Source organism: Streptomyces sp. N35, assembly GCF_016464295.1.
Classification (GTDB): Bacteria; Actinomycetota; Actinomycetes; order Streptomycetales; family Streptomycetaceae; genus Streptomyces.
Window position 1 is genome coordinate 34,673 of record NZ_JAEIMH010000008.1, and the last position, 19,034, is coordinate 53,706.

Annotated in this window: 12 protein-coding genes and 2 pseudogenes; 6 read left to right on the forward strand and 8 right to left on the reverse strand. The window is 71.7% G+C overall.

Features of this window, described 5'->3' with window-relative positions:
* Positions 1 to 177 precede the first annotated feature (177 nt).
* Positions 178 to 959 (forward strand): annotated as a pseudogene (locus JAO81_RS06675) (SDR family NAD(P)-dependent oxidoreductase).
* A gap of 86 nt (positions 960 to 1,045) precedes the next feature.
* On the opposite strand, the gene JAO81_RS06680 reads toward JAO81_RS06675, so the two are convergent.
* Complete coding sequence (locus tag JAO81_RS06680) at positions 1,046 to 1,885, reverse strand: GntR family transcriptional regulator (protein ID WP_307813208.1); 840 nt, start codon at positions 1,883 to 1,885, stop codon at positions 1,046 to 1,048.
* 203 nt (positions 1,886 to 2,088) lie between these two features.
* On the opposite strand from JAO81_RS06680, the pseudogene JAO81_RS06685 reads away from it, so the two are divergent.
* Both JAO81_RS06685 and JAO81_RS06690 read left to right on the forward strand, forming a co-directional pair.
* Positions 2,089 to 2,945, forward strand: a pseudogene (locus JAO81_RS06685) ((2Fe-2S)-binding protein).
* A 188-nt stretch (positions 2,946 to 3,133) separates the two neighbouring features.
* Positions 3,134 to 4,186 (forward strand): DUF2637 domain-containing protein, encoded by a 1,053-nt coding sequence (locus JAO81_RS06690; protein WP_199546835.1) that lies wholly within the window; start codon positions 3,134 to 3,136, stop codon positions 4,184 to 4,186.
* A 70-nt stretch (positions 4,187 to 4,256) separates the two neighbouring features.
* Here the strand turns inward: JAO81_RS06690 and JAO81_RS06695 are convergent, their stop codons facing one another.
* Positions 4,257 to 4,700 carry an ATP-binding protein gene (locus tag JAO81_RS06695; protein ID WP_199546836.1) on the reverse strand — a complete coding sequence of 148 codons (444 nt, stop codon included), beginning with the start codon at positions 4,698 to 4,700 and terminating at the stop codon, positions 4,257 to 4,259.
* A 243-nt stretch (positions 4,701 to 4,943) separates the two neighbouring features.
* Between JAO81_RS06695 and JAO81_RS06700 the strand changes: the two genes are divergently transcribed.
* The gene (locus JAO81_RS06700; protein ID WP_199546837.1) at positions 4,944 to 8,000 is read left to right on the forward strand and encodes a glycoside hydrolase family 38 C-terminal domain-containing protein; all 3,057 of its coding nucleotides are present in this window, start codon (positions 4,944 to 4,946) and stop codon (positions 7,998 to 8,000) included.
* 1,015 nt (positions 8,001 to 9,015) lie between these two features.
* On the opposite strand, the gene JAO81_RS06705 is transcribed toward JAO81_RS06700, so the two are convergent.
* From JAO81_RS06705 to JAO81_RS06720, 5 genes are all read right to left on the reverse strand, one after another.
* Positions 9,016 to 10,758 (reverse strand): pyruvate dehydrogenase, encoded by a 1,743-nt coding sequence (locus JAO81_RS06705; protein WP_199546838.1) that lies wholly within the window; start codon positions 10,756 to 10,758, stop codon positions 9,016 to 9,018.
* Between the two features lie 116 nt (positions 10,759 to 10,874).
* Positions 10,875 to 12,710 carry a protein phosphatase 2C domain-containing protein gene (locus tag JAO81_RS06710; RefSeq protein WP_233415008.1) on the reverse strand — a complete coding sequence of 612 codons (1,836 nt, stop codon included), beginning with the start codon at positions 12,708 to 12,710 and terminating at the stop codon, positions 10,875 to 10,877.
* A 93-nt stretch (positions 12,711 to 12,803) separates the two neighbouring features.
* Positions 12,804 to 13,736 carry a hypothetical protein gene (locus tag JAO81_RS42290; protein ID WP_233415009.1) on the reverse strand — a complete coding sequence of 311 codons (933 nt, stop codon included), beginning with the start codon at positions 13,734 to 13,736 and terminating at the stop codon, positions 12,804 to 12,806.
* Positions 13,733 to 14,662, reverse strand: a complete 930-nt coding sequence (locus JAO81_RS42295) for a hypothetical protein (protein ID WP_233415010.1) — start codon at positions 14,660 to 14,662, stop codon at positions 13,733 to 13,735. Before JAO81_RS42295 ends, JAO81_RS42290 begins: the two co-directional genes overlap by 4 nt.
* Positions 14,650 to 15,255, reverse strand: a complete 606-nt coding sequence (locus JAO81_RS06720) for an exonuclease (RefSeq protein ID WP_199546840.1) — start codon at positions 15,253 to 15,255, stop codon at positions 14,650 to 14,652. The genes JAO81_RS42295 and JAO81_RS06720 overlap by 13 nt, the downstream gene beginning before the upstream one ends.
* Before the next feature lie 161 nt (positions 15,256 to 15,416).
* On the opposite strand from JAO81_RS06720, the gene JAO81_RS06725 reads away from it, so the two are divergent.
* Positions 15,417 to 16,055 carry a dihydrofolate reductase family protein gene (locus JAO81_RS06725; RefSeq protein WP_199546841.1) on the forward strand — a complete coding sequence of 213 codons (639 nt, stop codon included), beginning with the start codon at positions 15,417 to 15,419 and terminating at the stop codon, positions 16,053 to 16,055.
* 21 nt (positions 16,056 to 16,076) lie between these two features.
* Here the strand turns inward: JAO81_RS06725 and JAO81_RS06730 are convergent, their stop codons facing one another.
* Entirely contained in the window at positions 16,077 to 16,454 is a 378-nt protein-coding gene (locus JAO81_RS06730; protein WP_199546842.1) for a hypothetical protein, read from the reverse strand.
* Between the two features lie 118 nt (positions 16,455 to 16,572).
* On the opposite strand from JAO81_RS06730, the gene JAO81_RS06735 reads away from it, so the two are divergent.
* Complete coding sequence (locus tag JAO81_RS06735) at positions 16,573 to 18,744, forward strand: hypothetical protein (protein WP_199546843.1); 2,172 nt, start codon at positions 16,573 to 16,575, stop codon at positions 18,742 to 18,744.
* Positions 18,745 to 19,034 lie beyond the last annotated feature (290 nt).

A 19,034-nucleotide genomic window follows, 5' to 3' on the forward strand; every position in this document is an offset into this window, starting at 1 on the left:
CCCCCAGCCCCCCCCGGGGGGGAGAGGGGACACACGAAGGGGGGGGGGGGGGGGGGGGGGGGGGCGCCAACCGAAGGTTTCGGGAAGGGGCGGGCAGGGGAAACAGCCCGCCGCAGGCACCCACCCGCACCCCACCCACCCTCAAAGCCCCCCGCACCCATCCGGCAAGATCACCCCATGAGCACCGACCCGACCCCGCACCTCGCCACCCACTTCGGCCTGACCGACCGCACCGCACTGATCACCGGCGGAAGCTCCGGCATCGGAAGAGCCATCGCCACCGCCCTGGCCCGGGCGGGAGCAAGGGTCGGACTGGTGGCCCGCGGGGCCGGTGCGCTCGAGGAGACGGGCGGCGGCGGGAGGGGGGCCGGGAGGCACCCTCCGTCACGCCCGCCGCCGGCGCCCGCGACGCCCGGCGCGCGCCCGCCGAGGAAGCGGTGCGGCCGTACGGCGAACCGGACATCCTGGTCACCTCCGCGGGCATCAACCTCCGCCCCCCGCTGGACGACCTGACGACCGCCGACTGGGACACGACGATGGCCGTGAACCTCGACGCCCCGTTCGTCCTGGGCCAGCGCTTCGGCCCGAGGATGGCCGAACGCGGCTGGGGCCGGATCATCCACCTCGCCTCCCAGCAGTCCCTGCGCGCGTTCGGCAACAGCGGCGCGTACGGGGTCTCCAAGGCCGCGATCTGCGCCCTCACCCGTTCCCAGGCCGAGGCCTGGTCCCGTAAGGGCGTCTGCGTCAACGCACTTGGCCCCGGCTTCGTCGAAACCCCGCTCACCGAGGCGGTGTTCAGCGACCCGGCCCGCGCCGAAGCGCTGGCCGCACGCACGATGATGGGCCGCAACGGCACCCCTGAGGACTTCGCGGGCCCGGCCCTGTTCCTCGCGAGCGACGCCGCCCGCTACATGACCGGCCAGACCCTGTTCGTGGACGGCGGCTTCTCGGCAACGTGACGGCGGCGTCTCGGCGACCTGACGACGGTTTCTCGGCGACCTGACGGCGGCGTCTCGGCGACCTGATCCCCGAAACCCCTGAACCGCTACTGCGCCCCGTTGAAGTGCTCCCGCACCAGCGAGTTCACCACCGTGAGGTCCTGGGCCACGAGCGCGTCCAGGAGTGCCGTGTGCTCCGCCGCGTCGGCGATCAGGTCGGCGCGGCGGACGTGCACCGGACCGGTGGCGAGCGGCCACTGGGAGCGGCGGTGGAGGTCGTCGGCGACCATGACGAGCTGCTGGTTGCCGGACAAGGTGAGGATCGCGCCGTGGAAGGCGCGGTCCGCGTCGACATACGCGGCGATGTCCCCGCGCGCCGCCGCCGTCACGGTCGCTTCGGCGAGCGGCCGCAGGGCGGCCCACTGCCGGGCCGGCACGGTGCGCGCGAGGCGCAGCATCACCGGGACCTCCAACAGCGAGCGGATCTCGATCAGTTCGGCCAGCTCGCGGGCGCTGCGCTCCGCGACGCGGAAGCCGCGGTTGGGCACCACCTCGACGGCGCCCTCGTGGGCGAGCTGCTGCATGGCCTCGCGTACGGGAGTGGCGGACACTCCGAAGCGGGCCGCGAGCACGGGCGCCGAGTACACCTCGCCGGGCTCCAGCTCGCCGCCGACGAGGGCGGCACGCAGGGCTTCGAGGATCTGGCCCCGTACGGAATGGCGCTGGACGGGAATCGGCGGCGCCGGCTCGCTGTGCGTGTGCTCGCCCCGGACCTGCTCACCACGGACGTGCTCGCCCCGGACCTGTTCACCCCGGACCTGCTCGTCGCCGCCTTGCGCGCCACGGGTCTGCCCGCCACGAGCCTGCTCGCGGGTCATCTGAGCGGGGATGTGCGCCACGGCCGGGTACGCCGGCTCGGCGACACCTCGTGCGCGCGCCTGCTCCACGTGGGTCACCTCCCCCGCCATCCTGTCCACCGAGCCGCTCGGCCCACGTAAGAAGATAGGCATTCGGTGCGCCCCTGTCGAAAAGCCCTGCACCTCGGCCCGCGGGTGCCACTGCCCCGCTCGGACGACCCGCAGTTCAAACATCGAATCCGCAGGGTAAGGTAAGGCTTACCTGCTAACGATCGCGATTCGGTGGTCCCCGCATGTCCCTTGACGCCGCTCTGCCAGGCGCCGTACGCGCAGCCCCCTCGGCTGTCGCGGATGCGTACGCGCGCCTGACCGAGGTGTTCGGGGGACTCGCGGTGCACGAACTCGGCGACGGTGAGCAGGCCCCGCAGGGCGGTGGCTGGGTCGCAGCCGCCCGGCTCGCGGAAGGCGGGGCCGCTCTCGACGCCTTTCTTGCCTGGGACGACGCACAGGTGCTCCGGGATTACGGGCAGCAGGCCCGCCCGGACGTCATCGCCAGTTTCGGCCTGCACCGCTACGCCTGGCCGGCCTGTCTGCTGATCACCGTCCCGTGGTTCCTCAGGCGCCGGGTACCGCGCGTGCCCGTGGCGAACGTCACCTTTCAGCGCACCCTCGGAAAGATGGCCGTACGGATCGAGGAGTTCGCCTGCCTGCCGGGTGATCCACTGGCCGCTTCGCCGGGTGCACGGGTCGTGCCCGACGAAGCGGCGCTGAGGCCGGTGCGGCGGCCGCCGAGCACCGGGGTCCGGGGCTCGGAGGCTTCGGACCGCGGATGCGACGAGGGCCGCGCGCGCTGTGGGGCATGGCCACCGACGAGATCGTCGAGGGCCTCTGGTACATCGCGCATCTCCTCGGCGAGGAGCGCCGCGCGATGGCCGAGCTCGAGGAACTGCTCCCGGGCACCACGAAGCCGTACGTGGGGACGCCGGCGTTCCGTGAGCTCACCGGACCGAACGGCGAGGCGCTGCCCACGCGGGACCGCGCGAGCTGCTGCCTCTTCTACACGCTGCGCCCCGACGACACCTGCGTGACGTGCCCGCGTACGTGCGATGCCGAACGGATCGTCAAACTGAGCGCAAGCAACTCCCGCTGAACCACCCGATCGAGTGGGACTACTCGAACTCAACTCGCCTTGCCAGCACGGCAGTTCGACCAGAAACCACCCATCCGTAGCCCCTCCGACCCCCTTGGCGTTCTCTTGCCCGGAAACGCCCCTGAGCCCCTCCGCTTCTGCGCCAGGATGTCGCCGGAACGCCGTCAGCGCAGACGCAAGGGACCCAGATGAGAATGACCGACATATCGCTGGACTGGCTGCTTCCCGGCGGGGTGCTGCTGCTCGGCATGCTGGTGGCGGTTGCGGTGCTCACGCGCGGCAAGCGGGCCGGTGCGAAGGCCGCCGCGGCGGAGCAGGACTCCTGGGAGCGCAGCGAGGAGCGGCGCCGGCGCAAGGAGGCCATCTACGGATCGGCCTCGTACCTTCTCCTTTTCTGCTGTGCCGCCGTCGCGGCCGCACTCTCCTTTCACGGCCTGGTCGGCTTCGGCCGGCAGAACCTCAACCTGTCCGGCGGCTGGGAGTACTTGGTCCCCTTCGGCCTCGACGGTGCGGCGATGTTCTGTTCGGTCCTCGCGGTGCGCGAGGCCAGCCACGGCGACGCGGCGCTCGGTTCCCGCCTGCTCGTGTGGACCTTCGCTGGCGCCGCTGCCTGGTTCAACTGGGTGCACGCGCCCAGGGGTCTCGGCCACGCGGGCGCGCCGCAGTTCTTCGCGGGGATGTCGCTGAGCGCGGCGGTGCTCTTCGACCGTGCGCTCAAGCAGACCCGCCGGGCCGCTCTGCGCGAACAGGGCCTGGTGCCGCGTCCGCTGCCGCAGATCCGTATCGTGCGCTGGCTGCGTGCGCCGCGGGAGACCTTCGGCGCGTGGTCGCTGATGCTGCTCGAAGGCGTACGGACCCTGGACGAGGCGGTCGAAGAGGTACGCGAGGACCGCAAGGACAAGGAGCAGAACCGGCTGCGCAGGCGCGAGCACGACCGGATGGAGCGCGCCCGCCTCAAGGCCGTGAGCCGGGGCCATGCCTTCAACGGCGGGCGCCGCACGGGCAACCGGCTCGGGGTCGGGGCGGGCGCGCCCGGGGCCGGCAGGCCGCCGTCCGGCGGGGGGGCTGGCATAGCGAGGGCGGGGCAACTGCCCGTACGCACCCGGCCCTCCCTGCAGGCCGTGACCGCCACTGACGGTCCGGTCCCCGTCGACCTCACCGCGGAGGACGACACCCAGACGCTTCCACGACTGGACTCCCTCGAGCAGAAGCTCAAGGATCTGGAGCAGCAATTCGGCTGAGCGTCACAACAGTCGGGGGCGCCCCCTCGGGGCGCCCCCACATCGTGCGGCGGTCCGGTCCCGCGTCACATCAGGCCGGGCCGCTGTCGAGTTCGAACCACACCACCTTTCCCGATCTGTACGGGCGGACACCCCAGGCGTCCGCCAAGGACTGGACGAGCAGCAGACCCCTGCCGTTGGTGCGCGTACCGTCGTCGGCGTGCGGTACCCGCGCCCTGAGCCTGCGGTCCGTGTAGTCCCGCACCTCGACCCGTAGCCGCTCGGGCTCCACGGTCGCGGTGAGGACCGCGTCGTACTCCGTATGCACCAGTGCGTTGGTGACTATCTCGCTGGTCAGCAGCTCCGCCACTTCCGAGCGTCCGGGCTTGCCCCACTGTGCGAGCAACTCCCTGAGCGCGCGGCGCACTTCGGACACCGCCCGCAGATCGGAGCGTCCGAGTCTGCACCTGAGGGATGTCTTCTCCCCCTGCGCCGTGGCACTGCCGGCCGACCACTGCCTTGCCTGCCCTGTCATGACCCCGCCCCGTGCGCCGATGGCTGCTCCCCTTCTGCGTCCTTGCTCGTACTCGCTCACGTACTTCCGGCGGCCCTGCTCCCTCGAACAGGTTCACGGGATGCATTCCCGCCCATCCCGGGCACCACGCATGTCGATTCGTCAACTAAGCGCAGGGCGCGGCGTATCGGGGCCTTCGGGCGGGAAGCGGGGAACATCAGGAGCAGCGCGTGTGAGCCGACCGGCAATCGAACAGGAGCCGTGATGCACGACGACCGACAGCTGGTGCAAGGGCGTCTGGAACGTGCCCTGCGCCAGTTCATCCGCCCCGCCCAGTACGGGGAGCGGGCGCCTCTCTCCCTCTCCGTATGGCATGCGCCGGGCGAGCCGGTGCCGGTGGGCGAGGCCCTGGAGGCCACCTATGTCCCCTTTGCGACGGGGACCCCCTGGGGCAGCCCCTGGTCCACCAGCTGGTTCCGCCTGGAAGGCGCCGTACCGGCAACGTGGGCGGGCCGGCATGTGGAGGTGGTCGTCGACCCCGGGTTCAGCGGGGACGGCCCGGGGTTCCAGGCGGAAGGGATGCTGTACGACGCGACCGGCGTACCGCTCAAGGGAATTCACCCGCGGAACCGGCATCTGACCGTCGCGGAGCGTGCGGAGGGCGGTGAGGGGGTGCGACTGCTGTTCGAGGCGGCGGCGAACCCGGCCGTCCTGCGCGATTTCACGCCCACGCACCTGGGCGACATCCTGACCGCAGGGGATCGGCCCATCTACAGATTCGCCTCTGCCGACCTCGCCGTACTCAACGTGGACGTATGGCAGTTGGTCCTGGACATCGAGGTGCTCTCGGAGCTGATGCGGGAGCTGCCGGCCGACCGGCCCAGGCACCACGAGATCCTGCGCGCCCTGGAGGACATGCTGGACGCGCTCGATCTGCATGACGTACCGGGCACGGCCGCCGCCGCGCGGACCGCGCTCTGCGGCGAACTCGCCAAACCCGCCGCCGCCAGCGCCCACCGCATCTCGGCGACCGGCCACGCGCACATCGACTCGGCCTGGCTGTGGCCGCTGCGCGAGACGGTGCGCAAAGCGTCGCGCACCTTCGCCAATGTCACCGCACTCGCCCGCGACTATCCCGAGCTGATCTTCTCCTGCTCGCAGGCGCAGCAGTACGCCTGGGTCAAGGAGCACCAGCCGCATATCTGGGAGCGCATCAAGAAGGCGGTCGCGGACGGCAATTGGGCGCCGGTCGGCTCGATGTGGGTGGAGTCGGACGCGAACATGCCGGGTGGTGAGGCACTCGCCCGGCAGATCGTGCACGGCAAACGGTTCTTCGAGGAGGAGCTCGGGGTCGAGACCGAGGAGATCTGGCTGCCGGACTCCTTCGGCTACACCGCGGCCTTCCCGCAGCTGGCGAAGCTCGCGGGCGTGCGCTGGTTCCTCACGCAGAAGCTGTCCTGGAACCAGACGAACAAGATGCCGCACCACACGTTCTGGTGGGAGGGCATCGACGGCACCCGGGTCTTCACGCACTTCCCGCCGGTGGACACGTACAACTCGCAGTTCCTCGGCAGCGAACTGGCGCACGCGGAGAAGAACTTCGCCGACAAGGGCCGCGCCTCGCGCTCCCTTGTCCCCTTCGGGTGGGGCGACGGCGGCGGCGGTCCCACCCGCGAGATGCTGGAGCGGGCCCGCCGGCTGCGTTCCCTCGAGGGCTCCCCGCGCGTCGAGATCGAGAAGCCTTCGGTGTTCTTCCAGGCCGCCGAGGAGGAGTACGCCGAGGCCGCCCCGGTCTGGTCGGGTGAGCTGTACCTGGAGTTCCACCGGGCCACGTACACCACCCAGGCCAAGACGAAGCAGGGCAACCGCCGCAGTGAACACCGGCTGCGGGAGACCGAGTTGTGGTGCACGGCGGCAGCGCTGCGATCCAGCGAGTACGTCTATCCGTACGACGCTCTGGACCGCCTCTGGAAGACGGTCCTGCTCCACCAGTTCCACGACATCCTGCCGGGCTCGTCGATCGCCTGGGTGCACCGCGAGGCACGGGAGACGTACGGACAGGTCCTCGCCGAACTCGACGCGCTCACGTCCGATGCGGTGCGCCACCTCGGCGGCCCGGCCGGACCGTCCGTCCTCAACTCGTCGCCGTACGCCCGGAGCGAGGTGGTCGAGACCCCGGACGGCCCGGTGCACGTCAACGTCCAGGGCCTTGCCACCAAGAGCCTCGCCGTGGCCGCCGCCCACACCCGGGACTCGGCGCTCACGGCACAGGAGACGGACGAGGGCATCCTGCTCGCGAACGAGCATCTGGCCGTGACCGTCGGCACCGACGGACTCCTCACGTCCGTACGGGACCTGGACGCCGGCCGTGAGGTCCTCGCGCCTGGCACCCGCGGCAACCTGCTCCAGCTGCACCCCGACCACCCCAACGAGTACGACGCCTGGGACATCGACAAGCACTACCGGCGCAAGCACACCGACCTCACGGCCGCCGAGTCGGTGGAGCTGGTGGAGGCGAACGCCCTGCGGGCCGTCGTGCGGGTGGTGCGGTCCTTCGGCTCCTCCCGTATCACCCAGGAGATCCGGCTCACGACCGGCAGCCGGCGGCTCGACATCGTCACGGACGTGGACTGGCAGGAGTCCGAGAAGGTGCTCAAGGCGGCCTTCCCGCTGGACGTACAGGCCGAAAGGTCGGCGGCGGAGATCCAGTTCGGGCATGTGCACCGGCCCACGCACGCCAATACCGGCTGGGACGCGGCCCGTTTCGAGATCTGCGCGCACCGCTGGCTGCGGGTGGCGGAGGAGGGCTACGGCGTCGCGCTGCTCAACGACTCCACGTACGGCCATGACGTCACCCGCACCCCGCACGAGGAGGGCCTGGGGACCACGGTCCGCCTCACGCTCCTGAGGGCCCCGCACTCCCCCGACCCCGAGACGGATCTGGGCACGCACCGGTTCACGTACGCGCTGCTTGTGGGTGCCTCGACCGGGGACGCGGTGGCCGAGGGCCTCGCGCTCAATCTGCCGCTGCGGGTGGCGGACGCTCCGGCCGTGGCACCGCTGGTCACGGTGGACGACCCGGCGGTCACCGTCGAGGCGGTGAAGCTCGCCGAGGACCGCAGCGGCGATGTGGTCGTACGGCTCTACGAGTCGCGCGGCGGCCGGGCCAGGGCCCGGCTCACGGCCTCGTTCCCGGTGGCACGGGCGGAGGTGACGGACCTGCTCGAACGGCCGGTGGGCGGGGCGGAGACGGACGCGACGGGGCTCACCCTGTCGCTGCGCCCGTTCCAGATCGTGACGCTGCGGCTGCGGCCCGCCTGAGCCCGGACGCCCCTGTGCCCGGGCCCCCCGGGGGGGGGGCCGGGCACAGGGAGGGGGGGCGCGCGGGGCGGGTTGGGGGGGGCCCGGGCCCGGGCCGGACCCAGGTCCAGGTCCAGGATCGCGTCCAGGTCGAGGCCCAGGTCCAGGTCGAGGCCCAGGGCGACGTCGAGACCGAGCGCGGCGACCAGGTCGACGTCGACGACGGAGCCGACCGCGAGGTCGAGGACCACGTCGAGGTCGGCGTCGACCACGGTGTCCGCGTCGACCTCGATGCAGGCGCCGATCCGGGTGCCGAGGTCCGCCAGGACCGCGGCGTTGAGCGCGATGCCGTCCGTCGCCAGGGACAGCGTGGCCTTGCTGGAGTTCTCCCACAGCTCGGCGTGCACCTCGTCGGTCTTGAGCACCGAACCGAGCTTGACGACCGTGCCGACGCCCACCTGGGCGCCCACCTTCGCGGTGATCAGACCGGTGCGGATGTCGACCGCCACGTCGGAGACGACGATCTTCTTGCCGGCCTTGCGCAGCTCGACGCCGCCCTGGAGCGCGACCTTGCCGCCGACGATCTTCTTGTTCTTGTGCGTCAGGACGCTGTTCTTGCCGACCTTGAGCTTCACCTCGCCGTCGACGACGGCGGCACCCTTGAGGCCTACGGCCACGATGCCGTGGGCTTCGAGGTCGAGAAGGTCCTCGAGGTCGAGGGAGAGACCCGCACCGACGAGCACGGTGTTGGGACCCGGCGCGACGACCGAGGCGGCCGGGGCGCTTTCGGGGGTGGCGGCCATGGCGGCCGGGGCGGCGATGCCGGAGATGAGGAGGGCTGCGACGGCGACAGCGGAGACACGGCGGTAGGCGGTCATGAGTAGCACGGGCCTTTCTGTGGAGAAAGTGTGACGATCACTCAATGACACTTTCCGCACCGATCGCCGGACTCGGCCGCCCTGCCGCCTAGTCCACTCGTACGGCCCACCGACACACCCCGCATGATCTCGACACGCCGCCGGCGGCCCCTCACCTATCAGGGCCTGGGCACATTGCGCAGGTTGGAGCGGGCCATCTGGAGCATCCGGCCCACCCCTCCGTCGAGCACGATCTTGCTGGCGGAGAGCGCGAAGCCCGTCACCATGTCGGCGCTGATCTTCGGCGGGATGGAGAGCGCGTTGGGGTCGGTGACCACGTCGACGAGCGCGGGGCCCTTGTGCTTGAAGGCGTCCTTGAGCGCGCCCGCGAGCTGCTTCGGCTTCTCCACCCGTACGCCGTAGGCGCCGCAGGCACGGGCGACGGCGGCGAAGTCGGGGTTCTTGTTGCCGGTGCCGAAGGAGGGCAGCCCTGCCACGAGCATCTCCAGCTCGACCATGCCGAGCGAGGAGTTGTTGAAGAGGATGACCTTCACGGGCAGGTCGTACTGGACGAGCGTGAGGAAGTCGCCCATCAGCATGGAGAATCCGCCGTCGCCGGACATCGAGATCACCTGGCGGTTGCGGTCGGTGAACTGGGCGCCGATGGCGTGCGGCAGCGCGTTGGCCATTGAGCCGTGCGAGAAGGAACCGATGATGCGGCGGCGGCCGTTGGGGCTGATGTAGCGCGCGGCCCAGACGTTGCACATGCCGGTGTCCACGGTGAACACGGCGTCGTCGTCGGCCAGTTCGTCGAGGACCGAGGCCACGTACTCGGGGTGGATCGGGACGTGCTTCTCGACCTTGCGGGTGTACGCCTTGACCACGCCTTCGAGGGCGTCGGCGTGCTTCTTGAGCATCTTGTCGAGGAACTTGCGGTTGTTCTTCGCCCGCACCCTCGGCGTCAGACAGCGCAGCGTCTCGCGCACATCGCCCCATACGGCGAGGTCGAGGCGGGAGCGGCGGCCGAGGTGTTCGGGGCGGATGTCGACCTGGACGATCTTCACGTCGTCCGGCAGGAAGGCGTTGTACGGGAAGTCGGTGCCGAGCAGGATCAGCAGATCGCACTCGTGGGTGGCCTCGTACGCGGCGCCGTAGCCGAGCAGACCGCTCATGCCGACGTCGTACGGGTTGTCGTACTGGATCCACTCCTTGCCGCGCAGCGCGTGTCCGACCGGGGACTTGACCTTCTCGGCGAACTCCATGACCTCGGCGTGCGCGCCGGCCGTGCCGCTGCCGCAGAACAGCGTGACCTTCTCGGCCTCGTCGACCATCCGGACCAGCTTCTCCAGGTCCGAGTCGCCGGGGCGGATCGTGGGACGGGAGGTGACGAGGGAGGTCTCGGCGGCCTTCTCGGGGGCCTGCTCGTCGGCCACGTCGCCGGGCAGCGTGACCACGCTGACGCCCCGCTGCCCGACCGCGTGCTGGATCGCGGTCTGCAGCAGGCGCGGCATCTGCTTCGGGTTGGAGATCATTTCGCTGTAGTGGCTGCACTCGCGGAACAGCTGGTCGGGGTGGGTCTCCTGGAAGTACCCGAGCCCGATCTCGTGCGAGGGGATGTGCGAGGCGAGGGCGAGCACCGGGGCCATGGAGCGGTGCGCGTCGTACAGGCCGTTGATGAGGTGCAGATTGCCCGGGCCGCAGGAGCCGGCGCAGGCGGCGAGATTGCCGGTGACCTGTGCTTCGGCGGCGGCCGCGAAGGCGGCGGTCTCCTCGTGGCGGACCTGGATCCACTCGATGGCGGCGTTGCGGCGGATCGCGTCGACGACCGGGTTCAGGCTGTCGCCGACGACTCCGTACATCCTGCGGACGCCTGCGCGCGTGAGGATGTCGACGAACTGCTCGGCGACGTTCTGCTTGGCCATGGGGTCTGCACTCCTCGTACTCGTATGCGGCGATACGTACGGCGGTGATCGTTGCAGCCCATGATCCGCGCATAGGGGTGTTATGTCGCCCGGTGCACCGGGCCGCGGAGCCGGTCTCATGCCTCCCAGACGGCGGCGGCCGTGCGGTCGTCCGCGTACCCCTTCACGCGGAGCTGGATGTCGGCGAGGAAGTCGGCGAGGCCCGGGGGCTCGGCTTCGCCCCAGCGCTCCCTCAGGACGCCCGCGAGGGCGGCCTCGCCGCGCAGCGGCTCGGCGAGGCCGCCGCTGCACAGGAGCAGGGCGTCGCCCGGGCGGGCGACCGAGGCGCGGAAGCGGAAGGGTTCGCGGGGCGGGCCCTGCGGTTCGTCGTACGGGCTCGGGAGCGTGGTGATCCCGAGATCCATGGTCAGGCGGTCGCCCTCGGCGGTCTCGGAGGGAACGGAGCCGAAACCGACCACGGGCTCGCCCGCGGTGTCGGCGACCTTGGGCTCGATGTCCTGCCATTCGCCGTTCCTGAGGCGGAACAGTCCGCCGCCGCCGACGCCGAAGAACACACGGGTGCGGCATTCGGGGTCGGCGGGCAGCAGCAGACAGCGCAGCGAGGTGGCCGCGTACTCCTCCGGTTCGAGGCCCCGCTCGGACGCGCCCGCGCGCAGCTTGCCGAGGCTGCGGTCGGTCAGCCGGTGCAGGCCCGACTTGAGGTCCCCGCGGCGGGCCGCGCGGATGTCCTCGGCCAGCCGTGCGTGACTGCGGCCGACGGCTCGGCCGATCCAGTGACAGGCCTCCGCAGCGGCCAGGTGCGCGCCCGGGGTCGCGCGGGCGCCGGTGGCCATGGCGACCAGGACCAGCGCGCCGTCCCCGCTGCCGAAGCGGGCGGTGAGCAGCGAGTCCCTGCGCACCTCACCGCGGTAACGCGCGGAGTCGCCGCGCACGGAGCCGGCCCGCAGGGTGTACGAGCCGTAGCGGGCGCCGTCGAGCACGGTGTCCGCGACGAGGTCCGTCAGCTCGTCGGGGTCGGCGGGCGGCAGGGTTCCGGGCTCGGCGTCGTAGGTGGGCGGGCCGTCGCCCACGTAGTTGGGCAGCGTCGCGGAACGCCGTACGGCCTCGCTGACATCGGCCGCACCGGCGTGCCTGGGGGCGTGGGCCGGGCCCACCGGGGCCTGGTCGCTGGGGATTTCGGCGCCGGGGGGTGCGATGAGGTCGCGGTCGTGGGGGGTGGGGTTGGGGGTGGGCGATGTCGGTGGTGCGGACGGGGCGGGTGGTGCGGGTGGTGCCGGTCGTGCGGGTGGTGCGGGTGCATCGGAGGGCTTGGTGGGCGCGTAGGTCTCGGTGGGCTCGTAGGTCTCGGTGGGCTCGTAGGCCTCGGTGGGCGAGGCATCCGGCGCCTGGGCGGGACGCTCAGGCGCGGGGGTCGGCGGTTGTGCGGGGAGCGCCGGCGTCGCGAGCGGCGCTTGCGCGGGTGCCGCTTGCACGGGTGGCGCTTGCACGGGTTGCGCCGGCGTCGCGAGCGGTGGTTCGGGGGCCCTGGGCGTCAGGTCCGGCGCCGGCGCCTGCGATTCGGGTGCCCGCGTCGCCGGGTCCGGCGCGGGGGCCAGCGGTTCGCGCGCGGGGGCCAGCGGTTCGGGCGCCGGGGCCAGCGGTTCGGGCGCCGGGGCCATCGGTTCGGGTGCCTGCGCCGCCGGTTCGGGTGCCCGGTTGCGCGGCAGCGGAGTCCAGGTGCGCGGGCGCGGCGGGCGGGCCGAGGGCGGCGCGGGAGGCGTGTCCTGATATCCGGGCAGGGCGCCCTGTTCCCCCTCCTCGGCCACCGTGTCCGCCGCCGACGCGAACCGGTCGTCCAAGGATTCGGGGCTCGCACCGGGTCCGGCGTCGTCGGCGGAGTCTCCGTACAACTCCCCCCACCAGTCGTCCCCGTGGCCTGCGGTGCCCTCGCGCCTGTCCCCCTGCTGGCTCATGCCCCTATTGTCCACCGCAGGGGGCGTACGAAAACGGGGCATCCCGAAAATTCTCGGCGCGCGGCCCTCCCAGCGGTGCTCAGCAGGGGGACATCAGGACGGCTCCTCGAGCGCCGGATCCCGCGCCGGCCGGCGGCCCGGCACCGACCAGCCCTGGGAGCGGCGCGCACCGGCGCCCCCGGCGCCGACGGGGCCGCACGCGCCGCCCCCCCCGACAAAACGCAGACCGGCGACGGCCGGGGCGAGACGGCGGCCCACGGCGGCCGGATGACGGTCCGTCTCCTCGTCCAGCCAGGACAAGGTGCGCTCCCGCGCGGACGTCTCGCAGCGCGAAAGGAAGAACAGCAGCTGCCGCCAGGCGTACGCCGCGTCCTTCACCGCACGCGACGGGCGCGGATGGCCCGGGAGTCGGCGGATGATCAGGCAGGTCCGCGCGGAGCAGCTCCGCGCCAGTTCCTCCCAGCCCTGGCGGGGCTCGATGCCCACCCGGCTCACCGGAGTGGCGAGGTTGTGCGTGGTGAGGATCTGGGCCTGCTCGATCACCATGCCGTTGGCCGCGACGGACCACGTATCGCCGCCGGCACCCGCCCGGTGGATGCACAACTGCGCGAAGGCCTCGCGGGACGCCTTGCCGGAGGCGGACGACTCCCTTGCCCCTGCTGCCAGTTCACGGAGCGTGCCGCAGTCGATCCCGTAGTAGCGCGCGTCCAGCGAGCCGTCCAGCAGCTCCGCGGCCAGCTCGGCGACGCGCCGCAGCGTCTGCCGGGCGGGCTCCTGGCCGGCGGAGGCGACCAGTTGGGGCACCAGCTCGGCGAGCACTTCCGCCGACGGCGCCACTCCCCGGTCCACGAGGACCTCGACCGGCGCGCTGAGCGCCGGCTCGACGACCTTGCGCAGGGCCGGCGGGATCGCGGCACCGGCGGGCAGTCCGGTCTCCCGTTCCTCGGCGTTGTCGACGGGCGCGACGAGCGGTGCGACCTCCTCGGCCCCGGATGCGGGCGGCAGTCCGGCCAGTCGGCGGATCACGAGCTTGGCCAGTGCGTGGTGGGACGGAAGGGCGCCTGGCCGGCCTGTTCCGCACGCAGTGCGGCATGCCGCTGCGAGCCGGGCAGCCCGCGCTTGCGCACCGTGGACGCACAGGCGTGCCGCAGCAGACCGAGCTGCCGGGGGTCGAGATCACGCCCGGCCGCCACCTCGCCGAGTGCGGCGCGCAGGATGCCCGTATTCCCCTTGGCGCCGCGGCGCTTGCGGCAGCCCGTGTGCCGCAAGGCCAGCGCCTCGTACCGCTGGAGCAGCAGGGCGGCCCGGCGGCGCCAGCCCTCGTCCGGAGTGCGGGTGAGCACGGTTCCGGTCCGGGGGTCCTCGGCGGTCTCCAGCCACAGGCTGAGCAGTTCGTCGGCGAAGGGCCCCCAGACGGTGCGCGCCTCGCGCTGGTGCTCCACGGATTCGCCGGGCTGCCGGTGGCCGAGGGCCGCGCCGACCTCGCCGACAGTGCGCCGATGCACGGAGTCCACGGCCGGTGCGGCGCTCTCCGCCGGGCGTGGCAGGAAGCGCAGCCGGTCGGCGAACGGGGCGAGGACGCCGACCAGTTCGACTGCCTGTTCCGTCTCCCCGTGGTGCGCCGGCCAGGCCGCCGTGAGCAGCGCGGCTTCCTCGGGCAGGGCGATCCGGTAGCGGCCGCTGTCGAGCAGCGCGCCGAGCCAGGCGAGACCGGGTGCGGTCAGGGCGTACGCGAAGAGGGCGGAGCGTTGTGCCGGCACGCCGAACTCATGGGCCAGCGTCCGTTCGTACGGCTCCCGCGGTCCACCTGCGCTCGCCGCGCCCGTGGCGAAGCCGCCGCGCGCGATCTCGGGGGTCACCCAGGACGGCAGTGCGCCGACCGGTGTCCGCGAGCCGATCCGCAGGCTCCCGTCGCCATACCCGCGAGCATGACAGTCCCTCAGGGCTCCCACGCCAGCAGGTTGTTGCACAGGTCGGCCTGCTCGATGGCGTCGTCCAGCGCGTGGTGAGTGTGGCGGCGCGTCGACAGGAGCTGCCGGGGCATCGTGCCCTTGGCCACCGCCCGCAGTGGAAGGTTGGCCTTCGCCGCGTACAAGGACTTGAGGTCCAGACAGCCGGAATGCCCGAAGGGGCTCTCGCCGGTGAAGCGGAGCAGGTACCAGTAGAGGAACGTCCAGTCGTACGAGGCTGGGTAGCCGGCCATCACCGGCTGGGCGCCCGTGGCGGCCTCGCGCACCCAGGCGGTGAACTCGGCGAGTGCGGTGGCCGGTTCGGCGCCCTCGCGGACCAGGCGCGCGCGGTCGAGGCCGCTGACCGCGAGCGCCTCGGGGACGAAGTCCTCGCCGATGGGGCTCAGCTCGCGGTAGAAGGTGCGTTCCTGCGGGTCGTACGGAAGGTACGTGCCGTCGGGCTCGTGGCGGCCCGCGACCGCGGCACCGAAGCTGAGCATCGAGTACGGGCCGGGGATCGGGCCGTCCGCTTCGATGTCCACGGAGATGTACAGGCTGGGTCTGAGCTTTCGGCGGCTTCGGTGCGGCGCTGACATGCCCAGAGGGTGTCAGGACCGTGCCCCGCACGGCATCCGGATTTCCCCGCGCGACACCTCGCCCGACGGCTCGCGGAAAAACACGCGGCAGGATGTCGATTCCGGCAGGCTCTGTTCGACGCATGGGTGAGAGCACGACACCAACCCGAGAGGTGACGGACATGCCCAAGGTTCGCGTACACAACGTGACGATCTCCCTCGACGGCTTCGCCGCCGGTCTCCACCAGCGCGAGGACGCTCCGTTCGGCGACGGCGTCGGCTGGGGCGACGAGCTGCACGCCTGGTTCGTCTCGGCGTCGCAGGACGCCGCCGCGGGGAAGACCGGAATCGACGTCGACTTCTATGTCCGCGGCGATCAGAACATCGGCGCCACGATCATGGGCCGGAACATGTTCGGACCGCGGCGCGGGCCGTGGCAGGACGAGTCCTGGAGGGGTTGGTGGGGCGAGAACCCGCCCTACCACCACGACGTCTTCGTCCACACCCACCATCCGCGCCCCGCGCTGGAGATGGACGGCGGAACGACCTTCCGCTTCACCGACGAGCCTCCGGAGGCGGTGCTGCGGCGTGCGTTCGACGCCGCGGACGGCAAGGACGTCCGGATCGGCGGCGGCGCGGCGGTCATCAACCAGTACCTGCGGGCCGGGTTGATCGACGAACTCCATCTGGTCATCGCGCCGCTGCTCATCGGCCGCGGCGAGCGGCTGCTCGACAACCTGGGCGACGGGATCGAGGGCTACAAGGTGTCCGAAATGGTGAGCTCACCCACCGTCACACACGTACTCCTGGCCCGCCGCTGACGCCGCGGGGCGGGCCTCGGCTCACTCGATCCGACGAGCGGCGGCCTCGTACATGGTGGACGGGGAACGGTTGAACGCTATGGCGGCGGCAGGCGCGTGACGGTGGATCAGGTTGATCACCTGCTCGAAAAGCGCGAGTTGATCGTCCGACTGCCGCAGACCGCCGCCCACGACGACGCAGTCCCACGCATGGGACCGCAGCGCCTTCGCGACGACCGCCGCCTCCTCATCGTCTCCGTCGGGGCCGATGAGGCAGGTCTCGACTCCCACGCCGTGCTCGGCGAACGTGGCCAGGCCCTTGTCGATGGCCGCGGCCAAAGGTGCCGGGTCGAATGATCCGCCGATCCGGTACGGATCGAGTCCGACGACGAGGACGCGGGGGCTGGCGGGGGTCTCCATGGCCGCACGATAGCCGTCGTTCGGCGCGCGGATCAGGGGCGGGGCCAACACCGTTCCCCCGGTCCGCCCGGCCGAAATCCGAGTGCGCACACTTGTACGCCTCTGTCACGATGCCGGAATGTCCCACCCTCTGGAATCGCTGGTCATCCGTCACACCTACCGCATCCCCGCCCCCGCAGGGCCGGCCGGTCAAGGTGCCGTCGCCGCGCGGCAGTTGGACGGTGCGCTGATGTCCGTGGGGTTCAAGCTGTCGGCTCAGCTCCACGAGAGGCTCTCCGGGCTCGACGAGCGCGTGGTCGTCGAGGTCGCCGGGCGGACGCTCGCCGCCGTGCGGGAGCTCGTCGGCGATCACGTCCGGCACAACGCGTACTTCATCGACTTCCCCCGGAACGTGCCGGACACCCTGGACTTCTGGATGCGGTGCATCCGGGAGGCGCTCGCCGACGAGGAGACCCGCGAGGGCACCCTCAAGCAGCTGAGCTCCGGGGTGGTGAACCTGCTGACGCTGCCTTCGTACGGGCGCTACCAGCACACGTACGAGGAGATGCTCACCCACCACGACGAGCTGATCGCGGCCGCCGGGGACCGGATGACCGTGCTGCACCTCGGCGCGGATGTGGAGGCCGAACTCAGCGCGCTGTACCTGGCGTTGGCCTCCAGCACCACGCCGCTGGGCGAGTCCGTCCTCGAGGATCTGGTGCGCCTGGCCGCGCACTGCGCGGACGGCCCGCAGCCCGAGCAGATCCCGGTGCGCGAGAACCGTGCCGTCATCAACCAGGTACGCGTGAAGACGGGCGCGGCGCCCCTGCTCGACACGGTCACCGACCTGCTGCGGCTCGCGTGCTCGCTGGCGGACGGTGATGTGTCGCTGGTGGCACCCACCAGGTTCAAGAACCTGTCGCGGCCCCTGCGGCGGGCACTGCTCGCCGCTCTCGACGCGGTCGTGGCGGCCTCGCCCGCGAAGCTCGCCGATGTCGCCGGGCACCGTGAGCCGTGGAAGCGGCTCGGTGAGCGGCTGCACCCGCACGAGTACCCGCAGTGGCCGTACGCCGCCCAGGTGTTCGCGGTCGCGCGCGGTGAGCAGCGGGTGCGGTCGTTCGCGAGCCGGACCGAGGAGCTGCTCGGCGCGGGTGATCTCGCGGGGGCCGTGGAGCTGCTCAAGTCCGCGCCCGGTGTGCTGCTGCGGTCGGTGGACCGGCTGCTGCGCACGGCGGACTCGGACGAGACGCGGGCGCTCGTGCTCGACGCCGTGGCACAGACGGCTCCGCAGGTGGCGGGCCGTGTGCTGCTGTCCGTACGGCAGCATCTGCTCAACCGGGGCGACCGGCTCGAACAGGGCGGTGCGCGCCGGGTGTTCATCAACCGGCTCGGGCGTGCCTGGGTCACCGGGGACACACGGGCCGCGCTGCCGGCGGCGGCGAAGGAGCGGCTGAGCGCGGTGCTCGACGCCGAGATCGCGCGCCGGCTCCCGGACCCGGGGCCCGTCCTGGTCGACCCGGACGTTCTCGACGTCGCCCTGCCGCTCAGCGGCAAGGCGGTCTCCTCCGGGATCGGTGTGCTGCCGCGCGGCTCCGTGTCACCGGTCGAGGGTGAGCTGCTGCGCTTCTTCACGTACTGGAAGGAGCGCGAGGAGACCACCGACTACGACCTGTCGGCGGTGATCCTGGACGAGGAGTACGAGCAGGTCACCTGGCTCTCGTACACGCAGCTGACCGATGTCGAGGGCCGGCACTCCGGTGATGTGGTCGAAGCGCCCGACGGTGCTTCGGAGTTCATCGAGCTGCGTCTCGGGGCGGTGCGCGGAACGTTCATCGTGCCGCAGGTGCTGCTGTTCTCCGGCGAGAGCTTCCTGGACGTCGAGGAGTCCTTCTTCGGGTTCATGCTGCGCGAGGGTGAGCAGCAGGGCCGGCCGTTCGAGCCGCGCACCGTGCGGATGAAGTCGGATCTGCGCGGTCCGGGCCGGGTGGCGCTGCCGCTCGTGTTCCGGCGCGGCGAGGACGGGCGGTGGCGGGCGCACTGGCTGCACCTGTACCTGAAGGGCTTCCCCGCGGCCAACCGCGTGGAGGAGAACAAGGTGACGGTCGAGACGCTGCTGCGCGGCATCGTCGAGCGGAAGCAGCTCACCGTGCGCTGGCTGTTCGAGCTCATGGGCGCCGAGGTCACGGTGTGGGACGGCGGGAGTCTGCCCGAGGGTCCGGTCACGTATGTCGGGATGCGGCGCCCGGAAGGGCTGCACCCCGGGTCGCGCATTCTCACGCCGGAAAATCTGCGCGACGTGGTTCCGGCCTGACTGGTAGCGTTTTGCGCACCGGGGCCATGAAAGGGCTTCCTTCTCCACCCTCCACATCTGGGGGTTCGACGCCAGCCCTTTCGCTTTCCCCGGTGCACCGAGGCCATGAGGCGACTTCCTTCTCCACTCTCTCGAATAGGCGAATAGTCGCTTCGCTCTCCTCGGTACGGTGAGGCCATGGGACGGCTTCCTTCTCTTATCCTTCTCTGGAAAGAATTAGCCGTCCCGCTTTCCTCACCGCCCACTTGAGGCCCCCCGGGAGCGCTGGCGGGGGGCTCCTGGCGCCGCGC